18 protein-coding genes are annotated in these 14,693 nt (G+C 68.0%); 11 read left to right on the forward strand and 7 right to left on the reverse strand.

Annotated elements, in window-relative coordinates; translation table 11 throughout:
* On the forward strand, positions 1-369 hold a 369-nt coding region (locus tag BDIM_RS18285), incomplete at its 5' end, for a hypothetical protein (protein WP_081461839.1).
* Between the two features lie 46 nt (positions 370-415).
* Positions 416-1,282, forward strand: a complete 867-nt coding sequence (locus tag BDIM_RS04950) for a 50S ribosomal protein L11 methyltransferase (RefSeq protein ID WP_003164471.1) — start codon at positions 416-418, stop codon at positions 1,280-1,282.
* Positions 1,283-1,360: 78 nt separating this feature from the next.
* Here the strand turns inward: BDIM_RS04950 and BDIM_RS04955 are convergent, their stop codons facing one another.
* From BDIM_RS04955 to BDIM_RS04965, 3 genes are read right to left on the reverse strand one after another with little or no spacing between them, the layout of a single operon-like run.
* The gene (locus BDIM_RS04955; RefSeq protein ID WP_003164472.1) at positions 1,361-1,579 is read right to left on the reverse strand and encodes a tautomerase family protein; all 219 of its coding nucleotides are present in this window, start codon (positions 1,577-1,579) and stop codon (positions 1,361-1,363) included.
* 13 nt (positions 1,580-1,592) lie between these two features.
* Positions 1,593-1,970, reverse strand: coding sequence for a nuclear transport factor 2 family protein (locus tag BDIM_RS04960; protein WP_003164473.1), 378 nt, complete (start codon positions 1,968-1,970; stop codon positions 1,593-1,595).
* Entirely contained in the window at positions 1,967-2,584 is a 618-nt protein-coding gene (locus BDIM_RS04965; protein ID WP_003164476.1) for a glutathione binding-like protein, read from the reverse strand. The genes BDIM_RS04960 and BDIM_RS04965 overlap by 4 nt, the downstream gene beginning before the upstream one ends.
* 117 nt (positions 2,585-2,701) lie before the next feature.
* On the opposite strand from BDIM_RS04965, the gene BDIM_RS04970 reads away from it, so the two are divergent.
* The 5 genes from BDIM_RS04970 to BDIM_RS04990 all read left to right on the forward strand — a co-directional run bounded on the left by BDIM_RS04970 (position 2,702) and on the right by BDIM_RS04990 (position 7,268).
* Complete coding sequence (locus tag BDIM_RS04970) at positions 2,702-3,070, forward strand: winged helix-turn-helix transcriptional regulator (RefSeq protein ID WP_003164478.1); 369 nt, start codon at positions 2,702-2,704, stop codon at positions 3,068-3,070.
* Between the two features lie 110 nt (positions 3,071-3,180).
* Positions 3,181-5,004, forward strand: coding sequence for an aminopeptidase P family protein (locus BDIM_RS04975; RefSeq protein ID WP_003164479.1), 1,824 nt, complete (start codon positions 3,181-3,183; stop codon positions 5,002-5,004).
* Between the two features lie 4 nt (positions 5,005-5,008).
* Complete coding sequence (locus BDIM_RS04980; protein ID WP_003164480.1) at positions 5,009-5,380, forward strand: CidA/LrgA family protein; 372 nt, start codon at positions 5,009-5,011, stop codon at positions 5,378-5,380.
* Positions 5,377-6,069 carry an LrgB family protein gene (locus tag BDIM_RS04985; protein ID WP_003164481.1) on the forward strand — a complete coding sequence of 231 codons (693 nt, stop codon included), beginning with the start codon at positions 5,377-5,379 and terminating at the stop codon, positions 6,067-6,069. The genes BDIM_RS04980 and BDIM_RS04985 overlap by 4 nt, the downstream gene beginning before the upstream one ends.
* 215 nt (positions 6,070-6,284) lie before the next feature.
* Positions 6,285-7,268 (forward strand): aldo/keto reductase, encoded by a 984-nt coding sequence (locus tag BDIM_RS04990; RefSeq protein ID WP_003164482.1) that lies wholly within the window; start codon positions 6,285-6,287, stop codon positions 7,266-7,268.
* Positions 7,269-7,331: 63 nt separating this feature from the next.
* Here BDIM_RS04990 and BDIM_RS04995 read toward each other — a convergent pair whose 3' ends face one another.
* From BDIM_RS04995 to ligA, 3 genes are all read right to left on the reverse strand, one after another.
* A complete protein-coding gene (locus BDIM_RS04995) occupies positions 7,332-7,754 on the reverse strand; it encodes a DUF2147 domain-containing protein (protein WP_003164483.1) in 423 nt (140 codons plus the stop codon).
* Between the two features lie 182 nt (positions 7,755-7,936).
* Entirely contained in the window at positions 7,937-8,572 is a 636-nt protein-coding gene (locus tag BDIM_RS05000; RefSeq protein WP_003164484.1) for a 3'-5' exonuclease, read from the reverse strand.
* The gene (gene ligA, locus BDIM_RS05005; protein ID WP_003164485.1) at positions 8,551-10,875 is read right to left on the reverse strand and encodes an NAD-dependent DNA ligase LigA; all 2,325 of its coding nucleotides are present in this window, start codon (positions 10,873-10,875) and stop codon (positions 8,551-8,553) included. The genes BDIM_RS05000 and ligA overlap by 22 nt, the downstream gene beginning before the upstream one ends.
* 146 nt (positions 10,876-11,021) lie before the next feature.
* Here ligA and BDIM_RS05010 point away from each other — a divergent pair, with 146 nt between their 5' ends.
* From BDIM_RS05010 to BDIM_RS05020, 3 genes are all read left to right on the forward strand, one after another.
* Positions 11,022-11,987 (forward strand): M20/M25/M40 family metallo-hydrolase, encoded by a 966-nt coding sequence (locus tag BDIM_RS05010; RefSeq protein WP_040345057.1) that lies wholly within the window; start codon positions 11,022-11,024, stop codon positions 11,985-11,987.
* Positions 11,988-12,079: 92 nt separating this feature from the next.
* Entirely contained in the window at positions 12,080-12,703 is a 624-nt protein-coding gene (locus BDIM_RS05015; protein WP_003164487.1) for a methyltransferase family protein, read from the forward strand.
* Positions 12,700-13,215, forward strand: a complete 516-nt coding sequence (locus BDIM_RS05020; RefSeq protein ID WP_115616110.1) for a hypothetical protein — start codon at positions 12,700-12,702, stop codon at positions 13,213-13,215. The genes BDIM_RS05015 and BDIM_RS05020 overlap by 4 nt, the downstream gene beginning before the upstream one ends.
* A 23-nt stretch (positions 13,216-13,238) precedes the next feature.
* Here the strand turns inward: BDIM_RS05020 and BDIM_RS05025 are convergent, their stop codons facing one another.
* Positions 13,239-13,703, reverse strand: a complete 465-nt coding sequence (locus BDIM_RS05025) for a peptidylprolyl isomerase (protein WP_003164489.1) — start codon at positions 13,701-13,703, stop codon at positions 13,239-13,241.
* A gap of 80 nt (positions 13,704-13,783) precedes the next feature.
* Here BDIM_RS05025 and BDIM_RS05030 point away from each other — a divergent pair, with 80 nt between their 5' ends.
* A complete protein-coding gene (locus BDIM_RS05030; RefSeq protein WP_003164490.1) occupies positions 13,784-14,506 on the forward strand; it encodes an RlmE family RNA methyltransferase in 723 nt (240 codons plus the stop codon).
* Positions 14,507-14,693 lie beyond the last annotated feature (187 nt).

Consider the following 14,693-nt stretch of genomic DNA (forward strand, 5'->3'; position numbering starts at 1 on the left):
TTGGGAGCCGCAGCCTTCTTCGGCGCAGCGGCCTTGGCCGTGGTCGCCTTTGCTGCAGCCGGAGCCTTTGCCGTTGCGGGTTTCTTGGCGGCCGGCGCCTTAGCGGCGGTCTTTGGTGCGGCTGCCTTCGGCGCAGCGGCGGTCTTGGCCGCAGCAGGCTTGGCCGCCTTGGCCGGAGCCTTGGCGGCGGCCTTCGTCGCGGCGGGGGCCTTTACGGCCTTGGGCTTGGCGTCAGCTTTTGTCGCTGTCGCGCTCGACTTTGCCGCCGGTTTCGGCTTGGAAGCGGCGGAAGCCGCTTTCGCGGCAGGTTTCGTATCAGACGGTGCTTTGGCCATAAACTCCCCGACCCCTCGTTGGACACGGGCGTAAGGACAAGCCCGCACTGGCGATTCGTCATTATAACGGTGTTTGAGAAATGTCCGAATCCGCAGTTCAGGTGATCGCGCGCGGCGATCGCGCCCCGGCCGAAGCCGCCGCCGCCGCCATCGACGCCAACCCCCTGTTGGAGAACGCGACCTATTCCATCCTGGAAGAGGACGAGGACAAGGAAATCTGGCGCATCGACGCCTTCCCCACGACCGATGAAGAGGCCGAGGACATCGCCGAAATCCTGCGCGCCACGCCGGGGCTGGAGGTCGTGGTCGAGAAGCTGGCGGACGCCGACTGGCTGGCCATGAGCCTGTCGGGCCTGCCGCCGGTCGAGGCCGGGCGCTTCTTCGTCTACGGCGCGCATGATCAGGGCAAGATTCCTGAAGGCCGGGTCAATCTGAAGATCGACGCGGGCGCCGCCTTCGGCACCGGCCACCACGGCACGACGGTCGGTTGCCTGGAGGCGTTCGACAATCTGCTGAAGACCGAAAGCTTCGAGAAGGTGCTGGACGTGGGCTGCGGCACGGGCGTTCTGGCCATCGCGGCGGCCAGGACGGGGTCGCCCATCGCCGTCGGCACCGACATCGACGAGCCCTCGGCCCGCATCGCCAATGAGAACGCCCAGATCAACGACGCCAAGTGCGAGTTCTATTTCGCCGACGGCCTGAGCGATGCGAGCATCGCCCAACACGCGCCCTATGATCTGGTGTTCGCCAACATACTGGCGGCGCCGCTGGTGTTCCTGGCGCCCGAGATCGGGGCGGCGCTGAAGTCGGGCGGGGTCGCCATCCTGTCGGGCCTGCTGCGCACCCAGGAGGAGCGGATTCTGGAGGCCTATCTGCCGCTGGGCTTCGTGGTCGAGCAGACGATCCATCATGATGCGTGGAGCGCCCTGCAACTGCGCAAGAAGTAGGGCGCAACGGCGGTTGTTCGCAAACAAGCGCAGCCCGGCTGAAAAGGCCGGGCTGCTTTGTCGCGCGGGCCGGGCGCTCTAGCTCTTCGGCGCAGCGGCGAGGGACTGGCGGTATTCATCGACGGGCAGGCCGCCGACGCCCCAATCCTCCAACGGCACCTCGTCTATGACCACGAAGGTCACGGCGGGCGGCTTGTCGAGCACCTCGTAAAGAAGGTCGGTGACGCCGGCGATCAACTGCGCCTTCTGTTCTCGTGTCGCGCCTTCGCGGGTGATCCGGATGTTGACGTAAGGCATTGCTGCGCCCCTCCTAGGCTTTGCGTTCGATGATCTGGAAGACCTTGGCGATGATCCGCCACTGGCCGTCGGTGCGCACGAGAGACAGGAAGTCGACGAAGTCCCGGTCGCCGATCGAGCAGCGAACCCGCGCAAGCGCCGTATTGTCGCCGGCCAGTTGAATCTCGTCGATATGATCCCGCCTCGGCTCCTGGCGCGAGGCGGGCGATCGCCGGGCCGCGACGATGGGGAGGTATTCCTCCATGGTGCGGAACAGCAGGGGCGTCTCGTCGGCGGTGGCGTAGACGGCCTGCGGGTGGAAGACCGACGTCAGCTTTTCGACATCGCAGTCGTAGAGGCCGTCGAAATAGTCCGTGAGCAGGCGTGTGATCTGGGGGAAGGGGGCGGTCATGCGGCGTCCTTCAGCAGGCCTTCTTGCAGCAGGGCGGCCCTTACGGACGCATGGGCGCCCATGCGCGACATGAGGTCGTACAGGCGCGGCCAGCCCTGAAGGCTGAAGCCGATGAAGCCCGTCCAGTTCAGCACGACGAACAGATAGATGTCCGCCACGCTCATTCGATCTCCGAGCAGGTAGGGGCTTTCCTGTCCAAGCATCTGTTCGACCTCGCCGAGGCGTCGTTTGAGCAGGGCCTCGGCCGGCGCCCGGCGTTCGCCCTGCGCCTCGCCGTGGAAGAAGGGCGAGAAGGCCTTGTGCAGCTCGGAAGAGATGAAGCTCAGGGCCTCTTGCAGGCGCACGCGATCCCAGCTCCCGGCGGCGGGCGCCAGACGATCGGGCTGCAGGTCGGCCAGATACTGAAGCACAGCCGGGTTCTCGGTGACGACCCGGCCGTCCTTGAGCTCCAGAGCCGGCACATAGCCGCGCGGATTGACGGCGCGATAGTCGCGACCGTCCTCGGTCAGGCCCGCGTCGGTATCGACCCTGATCGCCTCGAACGCCTGGCCGAGTTCGATGAGGACGATCCGGGAGGCGAGCGAACACGCTCCCGGCTTGAAGTAGAGGCGCATGGAAAAGCTCCTGTCTGAAGAGAGGGCAGACCTAGGCGTCGAGGTTTCCATTGCCAATAAAGTTTCCAATGGTTATCGCATTATGGAGTTTCTTCCCGGTAACCGGCGGCTTTCGACATGACCCTCAAGATGCGCAAGAACCGCAGCGCGCCGCCGCCGGAACGATGCGACCTGACCGAGTGCATGGCGGTGATCTCGGGAGCCTGGGCGGCGAATGTGATCTGGCATCTGCGCGAAGGCCCGCGGCGGTTCAGCGAGCTTCGCGCCGACATTCCGCCCGTATCCGCCAAGGTGCTGTCCCAGCGTCTGCGCGAGTTGCAGGCGCGGGGCGTTCTGGATCGACGGGTCGTGCCGACCTCGCCGCCTTCGGTCGAATACGCTCTGACGGCGCTGGGCGGCGAACTGATCCCGGCGCTGACGGCCATCGTCGAGGTGGGCCATCGCCTGAAGGCGGCGGCGAAGGATGTGCGGAAAGACGCCGACTGAAGCGCGGACGCCCTGCTTGTTCTGAAGGTCGGGGCGAAAAATCGCGAACGCGGCGGATGGGCCGGAAAGCCGCCTTCTCGCGCCGGACGAGAAGGGTATAAGAGCGACCCATGCGCCAGACATTCGACGAAACCACCGATCCGTCCTTCGGGGCCAAGCACCTGCCTCTGCTCCGCGCCGAAATGGCCAAGCAGGGCCTCGACGGCCTGCTGGTCCCGCACGAGGACGAGCATCAGAACGAATACCTGCCCGACGCCAATGAGCGGCTGGCCTGGGTCAGCGGCTTCACCGGCTCGGCCGGGGCGGGCGTGGTGCTGAAGGATCGCGCGGCGGTCTTCGTCGACGGCCGCTATACGGTGCAGGCCAAGGCCCAGACGGACGGGGCACTGTTCGAGCGTCAGCCGCTGAACAAACTGGCCGACTGGCTGGCGGCCGTGCCGTCGGGTTCGGTGATCGGCTATGACCCGCGCTTGCACAGCCCCGATGCGCTGGCGACCCTGCGCGCCGCCGTCGAGAAGGCCGAGGCGACGCTGAAGGCGGTCGAGGCCAATCCGATTGATCTGGCCTGGGGCGACGCCCGTCCGGCCCAGCCGCAGGCGCCGGTGGTCCCGCATGAGGACCGCTTTTCCGGCGAGGACGCCGCGTCCAAGCGCGCCCGCATCGGCAAGGCTGTCGCCGACGCCGGAGCTGAGGCCGCCGTGCTGACGGCGCCGTCGTCGCTGGCCTGGCTGTTCAACATTCGCGGCGGCGATGTGATCCGCACGCCGCTGCCTCTGGGACAGGCGGTGGTGAAGGCCGACGGGACGGCCAGCGTCTTCCTCGACCCGGCCAAGGTGACGAACGAACTGCCAGGCTGGCTGGGCGACGCCGTGACACTGGAGGCGCCCGAAGCGCTGCCGGGCGCGCTGGACGCCCTGTCGGGCCGCAAGGTGATGATCGACCCGGCCGTGTCCTCGGCCTGGTATTTCGACCGACTGGAAGCGGCGGGCGCGACCATCGTGCGCGGCATGGACCCTTGCGCCCTGCCGCGCGCCCAGAAGAACGCCGTCGAGATCGAGGGCAGCCGTCAGGCGCACATCCGCGACGGCGCGGCCCTGACGCGCTTCCTGCACTGGGTCGATACGGTCGCGCAGAAGGAGTTGCCGGACGAGCGGGCGGTGGTCGAGGCGCTGGAAGGCTTCCGCGAGGCGACCGGGATGCTGAAGGATCTGTCCTTCGACACCATCGCCGGGGTCGGGCCGAACGGCGCCCTGCCGCACTACAAGCCGGTCGGCGCCAAGATCCGGCCGATGGAGGCGGGCTCGCTGCTGCTGGTGGACGGCGGCGGTCAGTATCTGGACGGGACCACGGATGTGACCCGCACCATGGCGATCGGTCAGGGCACGGCCGATCAGCGCCGGATGTTCACCCTGGTCCTGAAGGGCCACATCGCCATGGCGGTGATCCGCTTCCCCGCCGGGACCAGCGGGCGCCAACTGGACGCCGTCGCGCGCCAGCCGCTGTGGAACGCTGGCTTCGACTTCGACCACGGCACGGGCCACGGCGTGGGGTCGTATCTGGGCGTGCACGAGGGACCGCAGCGCATCGCCGGATGGGGCACGGACCAGCCGTTGCTGACCGGCATGATTCTGTCGAACGAGCCGGGCTATTACCGCGAGGGCGAGTGGGGCATCCGCATCGAGACGCTGCAGGTCGTCACGGCCCCGGCCCAGGTTCCGGGCGGCGAGCGGCCGATGCACGGGTTCGAGCAGCTGACGCTGGCGCCGCTGGATCGGCGTCTGATCGATACAGCGCTGCTGACGGCGGACGAGCGGGCTTACGTCGACGCCTATCACGCCGAGGTTCTGGCCAAGGTCGGGCCTCTGTTGGCGGACGGCGTGCAGAAGGACGAGGCGGCGCTGGAATGGCTGAAGGCGCAGACGGCGCCGCTCTGATCCGATGATCGGCGCCATCGCCCTGCTGCTCGTCTGCCAACTGGCGGGCGAGGTCATCCACCGGCTGACGGGCCTGCCCCTGCCGGGGTCGGTGATCGGCATGGTGCTGCTGCTGGCGTGGCTGGCCCTTGTTCCGAGGGAGCGGCTGACGCTGACCCAGGTGACGGGCTGGCTGACGGCGCATCTGTCGATCATGTTCGTGCCCGCCGCTGTCGGGGTGATGGAGGAGGGGGCGATCCTGTCGCGCTATGGCGTCGGCATCGTCGTGGCGGTTGTGGTCTCGACCCTGCTGACGCTGGCGGTGACGGCGCTGGCGTTCCGCGTCGTGGCCGGACGTGAGCCCGAACCTGATGATAGCGGGGAGGGCGCGTCGTGAGCGGTCTGATCGCGACGCCCCTTTTGTGGCTGGCGGTGACGCTGGCGGTGTTTGAGGCGGCCGACATCCTGTCGCGGCGCAGCGGGCGCTATCCGTTGTGCCATCCGGTGCTGCTGGCGACGCCGGTGCTGATCGGGGTGCTGCTGGCGACGAAGACGCCCTATGCGACATACGCCGAGGCGACGCAGGTGCTGGGCTTTCTGCTGGGACCGGCGGTGGTGGGGCTGGCCGTGCCGATCTGGGCGCAGCGGGCGACGATTCGGCGGCTGGCCAAGCCGCTGACTTGCGCCCTGCTGGCCGGGGCCGCGACGGCCATCGTCAGCGCCGTGGGCATCGTCTGGCTGTTCGGTGCGCCCGCAGAGATCATCGCCTCCATCGCCCCGCGCGCCACGACGACGCCGGTGGGGATGGCTGTGGCCTCTCAGTTGGGGGGCATACCGGCTCTGGCGGCGGTGATCGTGCTGATGTCCGGAGTGATCGGGGCGATGACGGCGACGCCGCTGTTGAACCTGCTGAAGATCAGGGACTATCGGGCGCGGGGCTTTGCGGTCGGGGTGTCGGCGCACGGATTCGGCGCGGCGCGGGCGTTTCAGGTAGATCAGACGGCGGGCGCCTTCGCCAGTCTGGGCATGGCGCTGAACGCCGTGGCGACGGCGACCATCCTGTCCATCGTGGCCAGTTTGCTCTGAACCATCCGCTCATCCCGGCGGACGCCGGGACCCAGTGCTTTGGCTTCAAGTCCATCGGCCGGTTGTGGAGCGCGGGGCTCTTACTGGATCCCGGCGTCCGCCGGGATGAGCGGGTAGGGTGAAGGCGCGCCCCTTGAAATAAGGCTTTACGGCGCCCATCTGAAGCGCGTCGGTGGATGCGTCGCCGACCCCCTCACATCAGAAGGAATGCGCGGATGAAGATGCGCAAGCTGGGCCGTAACGGCCCTGAGGTCTCGGCCGTCGGTCTGGGCTGTATGGGCATGAGCGCTTTTTACGGCGCAGCGGACGAGGCCCAATCCATCGCGGTGATCCACCGCGCGCTCGACCTGGGCGTCACCCTGTTCGACACGGCCGAGATGTACGGCCCCCACACCAATGAAGTCCTGCTGGGCAAGGCGCTGAAAGGGCGCCGTGACGAAGCCTTCATCGCCACCAAGTTCGGCATCAACCGCCAACCGGACGGCTCGGCGATCACCGACGGCTCGCCCGCCAATGTGCGCCGCGCGGTCGAGGGCAGCCTCAGCCGTCTGGGCGTCGACCACATCGACCTCTATTACCAGCACCGCATCGACCCCAATACGCCGATCGAGGAGACGGTCGGGGCGATGGCCGAACTGGTGAAGGAAGGCAAGGTGCGCTTCCTGGGCCTGTCCGAGGCGGCGCCCGCCACCCTGCGCCGCGCCCATGCCGAGCATCCGATCACGGCCTTGCAGACCGAATATTCGCTGTGGAGCCGCGACCCGGAGGACGAACTGCTGGGCGTGGTGCGCGAACTGGGCATCGGTTTCGTGCCCTACAGCCCGCTGGGCCGGGGCTTCCTGTCGGGGGAGATCAAGTCGATCGACGACCTGGCGCCGGATGACTTCCGCCGCACCAATCCACGCTTCGCCGGCGACAACTTCCAGAAGAACCTCGATCTGGTCGATGCGGTCGGCGCCATCGCGTCGGACAAGGGGGTGACGGCGGCGCAGTTGGCTCTCGCGTGGGTACTGGCGCAGGGAGAGGATCTGGTCCCCATCCCCGGCACGCGCCGGATCGCCACGCTGGAACAGAACGCGGCGGCGGCGGACATCGTGCTGACGCCGGATGATCTGGCGCGGATCGAGGCTGTCTTCCCGCGCGGGGCGGCGGCGGGCGAGCGCTATGCGCCCGGCGGCATGAGCTCGCTGAACCGCTGATGTGAAAACGCCTCCCTCGCGATCGCGGGGGAGGCGTCTTTCCTTCGGGCTTGTGCGAGAGGCTTACTGGACGCGGGTCCAGGTCTGGGTCTTGCACAGGGGGGCGACGATGCAGCCGCGCAGGCGCAGGGTGTTGTCGTTGGTCAGGGTGATGGTGCCGCGATAGGTGCCGCCGTCCTCGGGGTTGTAGACCGAGCCGCCGCGCCATTCGGTCGGACCGCCGGTGAAGCCCGACAGCATCCGCAGGCCACGCAGGGGGCGGGTCCGCAAGGACTCGTCCTTGTTGCGGGCGTCGCGCACGTTCGGATCGGCGCGGATATGGCTGGAGGTGACGAGGACGCCGCACAGGGCCTGGCCGCAACGCTCGATGCGGACCTGGCCGCCGTTGGTCGGCGTCTGCCACAGGCCGGTCGGGTCGCTGGCGAGGGCCGGAGAAGCGAGGGCGGCGGCTGCGACGGCGAGCGCCGTCAGGACGGAGGTCTTCATCGGCGTTTTCCTTCTGACGGATCGTTGAGGCGATCCCTTGGACGAAGGATGATCCGGGGTTCGGTCCGAAACAAGGCCGAAATTGTGAACTTCACTCAATGATTACATGACCTTAGGTCAAGTTGACCGCGCTGCGGGCGCCTAAGGCGATGGATTCGGACGTCTTTTGCGGGAGGAGTCGATCAGCCGCCGCGCGGACGGCGGGGGCGGGTTCCGGCGTTGGAGCAGGCCGAATAGCCGTCGCGCCAGACGCGGCCCATGGTCAGGCGGCTGGCGTCGGCCAGGGCGCGGCAGTCGGCCGCCTGATGCACCTGCGCCGCCGCCAGGGCCACGGAGGCGCAGGCGAAGGCGTCTTCGGCCGCGTCGTGGTGGCGGAAGGCGACGCCCAGTTCAGCGCAGACGTTGTTCAGCTTGTGCGAGGGAAACTCGGGCCAGCTGATCTGGGCCAGCTTGACGGTGCAGAGGTAGTCGAACTCGGGATAGGTCAGGCCGTAGTGGTCGCAGGTGTTGCGGATGACGCTGACGTCGAAGGCGGCGTTGTGAGCCAGCACGGTGCGGCCTTCGAGACGCGGGGCGATGGCGGCCAGGACGGCGGGGAACTCCTCGGCGTCTTCGACCTGTTCGGGGCCGATGCCGTGGAAGGCGATGTTGAAACTGGCGAAACGCATCCCCGGCGGGCGGATGTAGTGGTGCTCGACGGATTCGATGACGCCGTCGTTGATCCAGGCCAGGCCGATGGAGCAGGGGCTGGCCCGCTGCTCATTGGCGGTTTCGAAGTCGATGGCGACGGCGTGCATCAGGAAATAAGCGCCAGCCACTCGTCCTCGGTCAGGACGGTCACGCCGTGCTTTTCGGCGTCCTTCAGCTTGGACCCGGCGCCGGGACCGGCGACGACGTAGTCGGTTTTCTTCGACACCGAGCCCGAGACCTTGGCGCCGAGGCTTTCGGCGCGGGCCTTGGCTTCGTCGCGGGTGAAGCGTTCCAGCGAGCCGGAGAAGACGACGGTCTTGCCCGCCACCGGGCTGTCGGTCACGGGGGCGGCCACGTCCTCGACGCGCTCGAGTTCGGCCAGCAGGGCGTCGACGACCTGAAGGTTGTGCGGCTCGTGGAAGAAGTGGGCCAGGGCCTCGGCGGCGACCGGGCCGACGCCGGAGACGCCCGCGATCTGGTTCAGCATGTCGGACGGGCCTTCATCGCGCGCGACGGCGGCCCAGCGGGTCAGGTCGGACCAGCCTTCGGAGATTTCCGCCAGCGAGCGGCGGGCGGGCGCGGCCATGCCGGGGAAGGCGAGGGCGATCTTCTGATCCATCGGCGCTTCCGGCCACGGATCGTCGGCGGGAGGCTGCGCCTCGGCCATCAGGCCCAAGACGCGGGTCGAGATGGCGTGGGTCGCGGCCAGGGTCTTCCAGTCGTCGCTGGCGAGGCCGCTGGCGGCGGCCATGCAGGCGTCGCGGAAGGCGGTCCAGCTGCCGAAGGCGCGCGACAGCACCAGAGAGGTCTGCTCGCCGATCTCGCGCACGCCCAGACCGAAGATCAGGCGGTCGAGGCTGATGACGCGGCGCGCGTCGATCCCGGCGATCAGGTTGCCGACGCTGGTCTCGCCATAGCCGTCCTCGGCGCGCAGCAGGGCCAGCTTCTCCTCGTCGCGGGCCAGGCGGAAGATATCGGCGGGCTCCTTGATCCAGCCGCGGGCGTGGAAGGCGATCAGCTGCTTTTCGCCGAGGCCCTCGATGTCGAAGGCGCGGCGGCTGACGAAGTGCTTGAGGCGCTCGACGATCTGGGCGTCGCAGATCAGGCCGCCGGTGCAGCGGCGCTTGACCTCGTCCCCCTCGCGCACGGCTTCGGAGCCGCAGACGGGGCAGACGGTGGGGAAGATGTAGGGCTGGGCGTCGTCGGGGCGCAGGGTTTCGACCACGCCGACGATCTGGGGGATGACGTCCCCGGCGCGTTGCAGGACGACGGTGTCGCCGACGCGGACGTCCTTGCGGGCGATCTCGTCCTCGTTGTGCAGGGTGGCGTTACGGACCACGACGCCGCCGACGGTGACGGGGTGCAGGCGGGCGACAGGGGTCAGGGAACCGGTGCGGCCGACCTGGATGTCGATGCCTTCCAGAACGGTCGTGGCCTGTTGCGCCGGGAACTTGTGGGCGATGGCCCAGCGGGGGCTGCGGGCGATGAAGCCGAGGCGCTGCTGCCAGTCCAGCCGGTCGACCTTATAGACCACGCCGTCGATGTCGTAGCCGAGGCGGCTGCGGTCGGTCTCCAGCGTCTGGTAGACGCCGATCAGGCCGTCGGCGCCTTCGACGCGGGCCGAGCGGTCGTTGACCTGAAAGCCCCAGCTGCGGAAGGCCTCCAGCGCGCCGGCTTGCGTCTCGGCGAAGGGGGCGGAGGTCTCGCCCCAGGCGTAGGCGAAGAAGGTCAGGGGGCGCAGGGCCGTGATCTTCGGGTCTTTCTGGCGCAGCGACCCGGCGGCGAAGTTGCGCGGGTTGGCGTAGGTGCGCTTGCCTTCGGCCTCGGCCGCCGCGTTGAAGGCGTCGAAGGCGGCGTTGGGGGCGTAGACCTCGCCCCGGATCTCGATGACGTCTGGCCAGCCCGAGCCGGCCAACGTCTGGGGGATGCTGTCCAGCGTGCGCAGATTGGCGGTCACGTCCTCGCCCGTCTTGCCGTCGCCGCGCGTGGCGCCCTGGACCAGGACGCCCTTTTCGTAGCGCAGGCTGGCCGAGAGGCCGTCGATCTTGGGCTCGGCGACGAAGGCGATCGGTTCGTCGCCCGGCAGCTTGAGGAAGCGGGCGATGCGAGCGACGAAGTCGCGCACCTCGCCCTCGTCGAAGGCGTTGTCCAGCGACAGCATGGGCACGCCGTGGCGGACCTCTGCGAACTGGGTCGAGACGGGGGCGCCGACGCGCTGGGACGGCGAGATTGGGCCGGACAGGGCCGGGAAGGCGGCTTCCAGGGCCAGGGCGCGGCGTTTCAGCTCGTCATAGTCGGCGTCGGAAATCTCGGGCGCGGCGTCGGCGTAATAGAGGGCGTCGTGACGCGCCAGTTCGGCCGACAGGCGATCCAGCTCTTCGCGCGCCTGGGCTTCGGTCAGGGTTTCGACGGGCGTGAAGAGGTCGGACATGAGAATCGCAGGAAGTCGGCAAAGGCGGAACGGTTCCTTATCATCCCCCGACCTTGATGGCAGACGCGCCATGACAGAAACGTAATCTGACGCGGCGGCCGGGGGCCGCTAGCGTCGCGCCTCAAAGTGTCCTGCCGGAGCCCTCCATGCGTCCTGTCCTTGTCAGCCTGTCCGTGATCGCCGCCGCCCTGACGCTGGCCGCCTGTGAGACGACGACCGTCCCGGCCGCGCCGGAAACGCCCGCCGTCGCCGCCGCCTCGGCCGATTACGCCCAGTTGATGGAGGATCTGCGCATCCTGTCGGCCGACGACATGCAGGGCCGAGACACCGGCTCTGAAGGCGGAGCCAAGGCGCGCGAATACATCGTCGGGCGGTTGGAGGCGCTGGGCGTCCAGCCCTCGCCGATGGGGCGTCTGCAGCCGTGGGAAATGGCGGGCCGCACGCGCGAAGGGACAAAGACCTACAGCGGGACCAACGTCATCGGCGTGATCCCTGGCACGCGCGTGGCCGACAAATACATCGTGGTGACGGCCCACTATGACCATGTCGGCGTCAACGACGGCCAGATCTACAACGGCGCGGATGACAACGCCTCGGGCGTGGCGACCATGCTGGAGCTGGCCAGGCGGCTGAAGGCCAACCCGCCCGAGCACAGCGTGCTGATCGTGGCGTTGGACGGCGAGGAGCGAGGCCTGCTGGGCGCCAAGCATTTCGTCGAGGCGCCGCCGGTGCCGCTGCACGCGATCGCGATGAACCTGAACTTCGACATGACGGCGCGGGCCGACAGCGACGGCAAGCTGTGGGTGACGGGCACCTATCAGCATCCCTATTTCCGCCCGGTGCTGGATCAGGTTCCGGCGCGGCGGGCCGTGGCCCTGGCCTTCGGCAAGGACACGCCCGAGGACAAGGGCGCCGACAACTGGGTCGAGGCGTCGGACCACGCCGCCTTCCACCGCGCGGGCCTGCCGTTCCTGTATTTCGGCGTGAACTATCACACGGACTATCACCGCCCGAGCGACGATTTCGAGAAGGTCAATCCGGCGGTGTTCCAGGACGCGACCGAACTGGCTATCGGCGGGTTCCGCGCTCTGGATCAGTGGCTGGACCAGTGATTTTTGCGACCGCGAAACGCTCGCAAAGATAAGCCTTGAAAGCGCCGTAAGAGCGGCGTTCTGTCGCAGTCACATCAGTTAAGGAAACACAGATGTCGGCGACGCAGGACTTTGATCTTCAGCGGGTGCAGAAGCTGCGTAAGGCGGCGCTGCTGGTCGGACTGATCGGCGTGGTCGGGCTGGCCTTTGTCAGCCGGTCCATCGGCGGCGAGACCATGCTGCATGAGGGACTGGAGGCGTTCGGCCTGGGCCTGATCGTCGTCTGCATCGTCGGGCGGGCCTGGTGCTCCCTCTATATCGGCGGGCGCAAGAAGGCGGAGATCGTGGATCGCGGACCCTATTCGATCAGCCGCAACCCATTGTATGTCTTCAGCTTCATGGGGGCGTTCGGCGTAGGCGCGCAGACGGGCAGCGTGACCCTGGCCACCATCTTCCTGCTGCTGACGGTGGCGGTCTTCTACGCCACGGTGAAGCGCGAGGAGGCTTGGCTGTCGGGCGCTTTCGGCCAGACCTATGCGGACTATTGCGCGCGGACGCCGCGCTTCGGGCCGGACTTCTCCAAGTGGCGCGACGCCGAAAGTCTGGAGGTGCGTCCGCAGTTCTTCCTGACGACGCTGCGCGACGGCCTGGTCTTCCTGCTGGCCGTGCCGCTCTTCGAGTCGGTCGAGCATCTGCAGGATCTGGGCTGGCTGGCCGCCCTGGTGCGCCTGCCTTGAGGGCCTTGCCGGTTCTGCTGGCGGCGGCGTTGACCCTGACGGTCGCCGCCTGCGACCGGGGCGCGGCGCCCGACAAGACGGCGCAGGCGACGGCGTTCAAGCATGACCTGCCCGAGGACGTGTCCGGCTATTACATCCCCACGACGGCCGTTCAGGTCGGCGACTGGCGGCTGCATCACCTGTTCCTGGGCCAGGTTCCCGACTTCATGGCCTGGCGCGACGGGCAGCGGACGGCGGGTTTTGCGCCGATCATGATGGAGTTCGAAGCGGGCGATAAGGCGCGGCGTACGCGGCTGATTCCGACGGCCTATGACGTGACCGAGGACCGGGTGCGCTTCGAGGCGACGTCGCGGGAGCTGGGGGCGGTGTCGTTCGACGGAAGGCTCGACCAGGATGCGTTGGCGAAGGCGCGGCGCAATCTGGGCGATCAGGGCGTCGTCCTGAAAGGGACGCTGAAGGTCGGGGGCCGGACCTTCGACGGGGTTTCGATGCGGTGGTGGGCGGGGGACTGATCCCCCGCCGCTGATACCGATCCTTAGGCGACGGTCGCCTTGACGATCTTGCCCGGCGCGCGGGGCGGCTCGCCCTTGGGCAGGGCGTCGACGTGTTCCATGCCTTCGATCACCTCGCCCCAGACGGTGTACTGGCCGTCCAGGAAGCGGGCGTCGTCGAAGCAGATGAAGAACTGCGAGTTGGCGCTGTCCGGGTTGGCGGTGCGGGCCATGGAGCAGACGCCGCGGACGTGCGGCTCCTTCGAGAACTCCTGCTTCAGGTTCGGCTTCTTCGAGCCCGAGGTGCCGGTGCCCGTCGGGTCGCCGCCCTGGGCCATGAAGCCCGGAATCACGCGGTGGAAGACCACGCCGTCATAGAAGCCTTCCTTGGCCAGGTCGGTGATCTGCTTGACGTGGTTGGGCGCCAGGTCGTCGCGCAGCTTGATGACGACGTTGCGGTCTTCGCCGTCGCCGGTGTCCAGGGTGAAGGTCAGGGTTTGGTCGGCCATCGGGCGCTCCTTGAGGTTATGCGAGCCGGAATTGTGCGCGGGTCATAGCGGCTGAACGCCGTCAGGGCTATGTGGGAAGCATGAGTGAAGACGAAAAGCCCGCCGATAAGCCGCAGGAACGCCGCCGCATGGTGCGCCTGCCCACGGGCGGCACCGCAGCCGGACGCAAGGTCGGCCAGAAGATCAAGACGGCCGACAAGAAGACCCTGTCCAGCCAGGCGTGGATCAAGCGTCAGCTGTCGGACGAATGGTCTGATCGCGCCCGCGCCGAGGGCTGGCGCAGCCGCGCGGCCTTCAAGCTGATGGAGATCGACGACAAGTTTCGCCTGATCAAGCGCGGCTCGCGGGTCATCGACCTGGGCGCGGCGCCGGGCGGTTGGGTGCAGGTGGCGCTGGATCGCGGCGCGGCGGCGGTGGCGGGCGTGGATCTGCTGATGATCGAGCCGATTCCAGGCGCGACGCTGATTCAGGCGGACTTCACCGATCCGGGCGTGGATCAGCAGATGCTGGACGCCATCGGCGGGCCGCCGGACCTGGTGCTGTCGGACATGGCGCATAATACGGTCGGCCATCGCCAGACGGACCACCTGAAGATCATCGCCTTGATCGAGATCGCGGCCGATTTCGCCATCCGCACCCTGCGGCCGGGCGGGAATTTCGTGTCGAAGAACTTCCAGGGCGGCGACGCGGGCGGGGTGCTGACGCGCCTGCGCGAAGAGTTCGAGACGGTGAAATACGTGAAGCCCGAATCGAGCCGCAAGGGCAGCGCCGAGGTCTTCCTTGTGGCGCTGAACAAGCGGTAGGGCGCCGGCTCGCTGTCTTCCCACCCATAGGCAACCGCCGTCAGCTCTCCCACACGCCGTCATCCTCGGGCTTGACCCGAGGATCCAGCGCGGCGACGCGCTCATCCTTGCCGACTTCACGCAGACGGACGACGGCGTCTGTGAGGGCGCGGCGCGGGCGTGGCGGAGGGCGTCGGCTAGGCCGACG

The sequence above is a fragment of the Brevundimonas diminuta ATCC 11568 genome, from assembly GCF_000204035.1.
GTDB lineage: Bacteria > Pseudomonadota > Alphaproteobacteria > Caulobacterales > Caulobacteraceae > Brevundimonas > Brevundimonas diminuta.

Coding starts and splice junctions, on each gene's coding strand:
- BDIM_RS04965 (WP_003164476.1), bottom strand. CDS start 2,584: ATGCGCCTCTACTTCAAGCCGGGAGCGTGTTCGCTCGCCTCCCGGATC.
- BDIM_RS05015 (WP_003164487.1), top strand. CDS start 12,080: ATGTCGGCGACGCAGGACTTTGATCTTCAGCGGGTGCAGAAGCTGCGT.
- BDIM_RS05030 (WP_003164490.1), top strand. CDS start 13,784: ATGAGTGAAGACGAAAAGCCCGCCGATAAGCCGCAGGAACGCCGCCGC.
- BDIM_RS04995 (WP_003164483.1), bottom strand. CDS start 7,754: ATGAAGACCTCCGTCCTGACGGCGCTCGCCGTCGCAGCCGCCGCCCTC.
- BDIM_RS04955 (WP_003164472.1), bottom strand. CDS start 1,579: ATGCCTTACGTCAACATCCGGATCACCCGCGAAGGCGCGACACGAGAA.
- BDIM_RS04990 (WP_003164482.1), top strand. CDS start 6,285: ATGAAGATGCGCAAGCTGGGCCGTAACGGCCCTGAGGTCTCGGCCGTC.
- BDIM_RS04975 (WP_003164479.1), top strand. CDS start 3,181: ATGCGCCAGACATTCGACGAAACCACCGATCCGTCCTTCGGGGCCAAG.
- BDIM_RS04980 (WP_003164480.1), top strand. CDS start 5,009: ATGATCGGCGCCATCGCCCTGCTGCTCGTCTGCCAACTGGCGGGCGAG.
- BDIM_RS04970 (WP_003164478.1), top strand. CDS start 2,702: ATGACCCTCAAGATGCGCAAGAACCGCAGCGCGCCGCCGCCGGAACGA.
- BDIM_RS05025 (WP_003164489.1), bottom strand. CDS start 13,703: ATGGCCGACCAAACCCTGACCTTCACCCTGGACACCGGCGACGGCGAA.
- ligA (WP_003164485.1), bottom strand. CDS start 10,875: ATGTCCGACCTCTTCACGCCCGTCGAAACCCTGACCGAAGCCCAGGCG.
- BDIM_RS04960 (WP_003164473.1), bottom strand. CDS start 1,970: ATGACCGCCCCCTTCCCCCAGATCACACGCCTGCTCACGGACTATTTC.
- BDIM_RS05010 (WP_040345057.1), top strand. CDS start 11,022: ATGCGTCCTGTCCTTGTCAGCCTGTCCGTGATCGCCGCCGCCCTGACG.
- BDIM_RS04950 (WP_003164471.1), top strand. CDS start 416: ATGTCCGAATCCGCAGTTCAGGTGATCGCGCGCGGCGATCGCGCCCCG.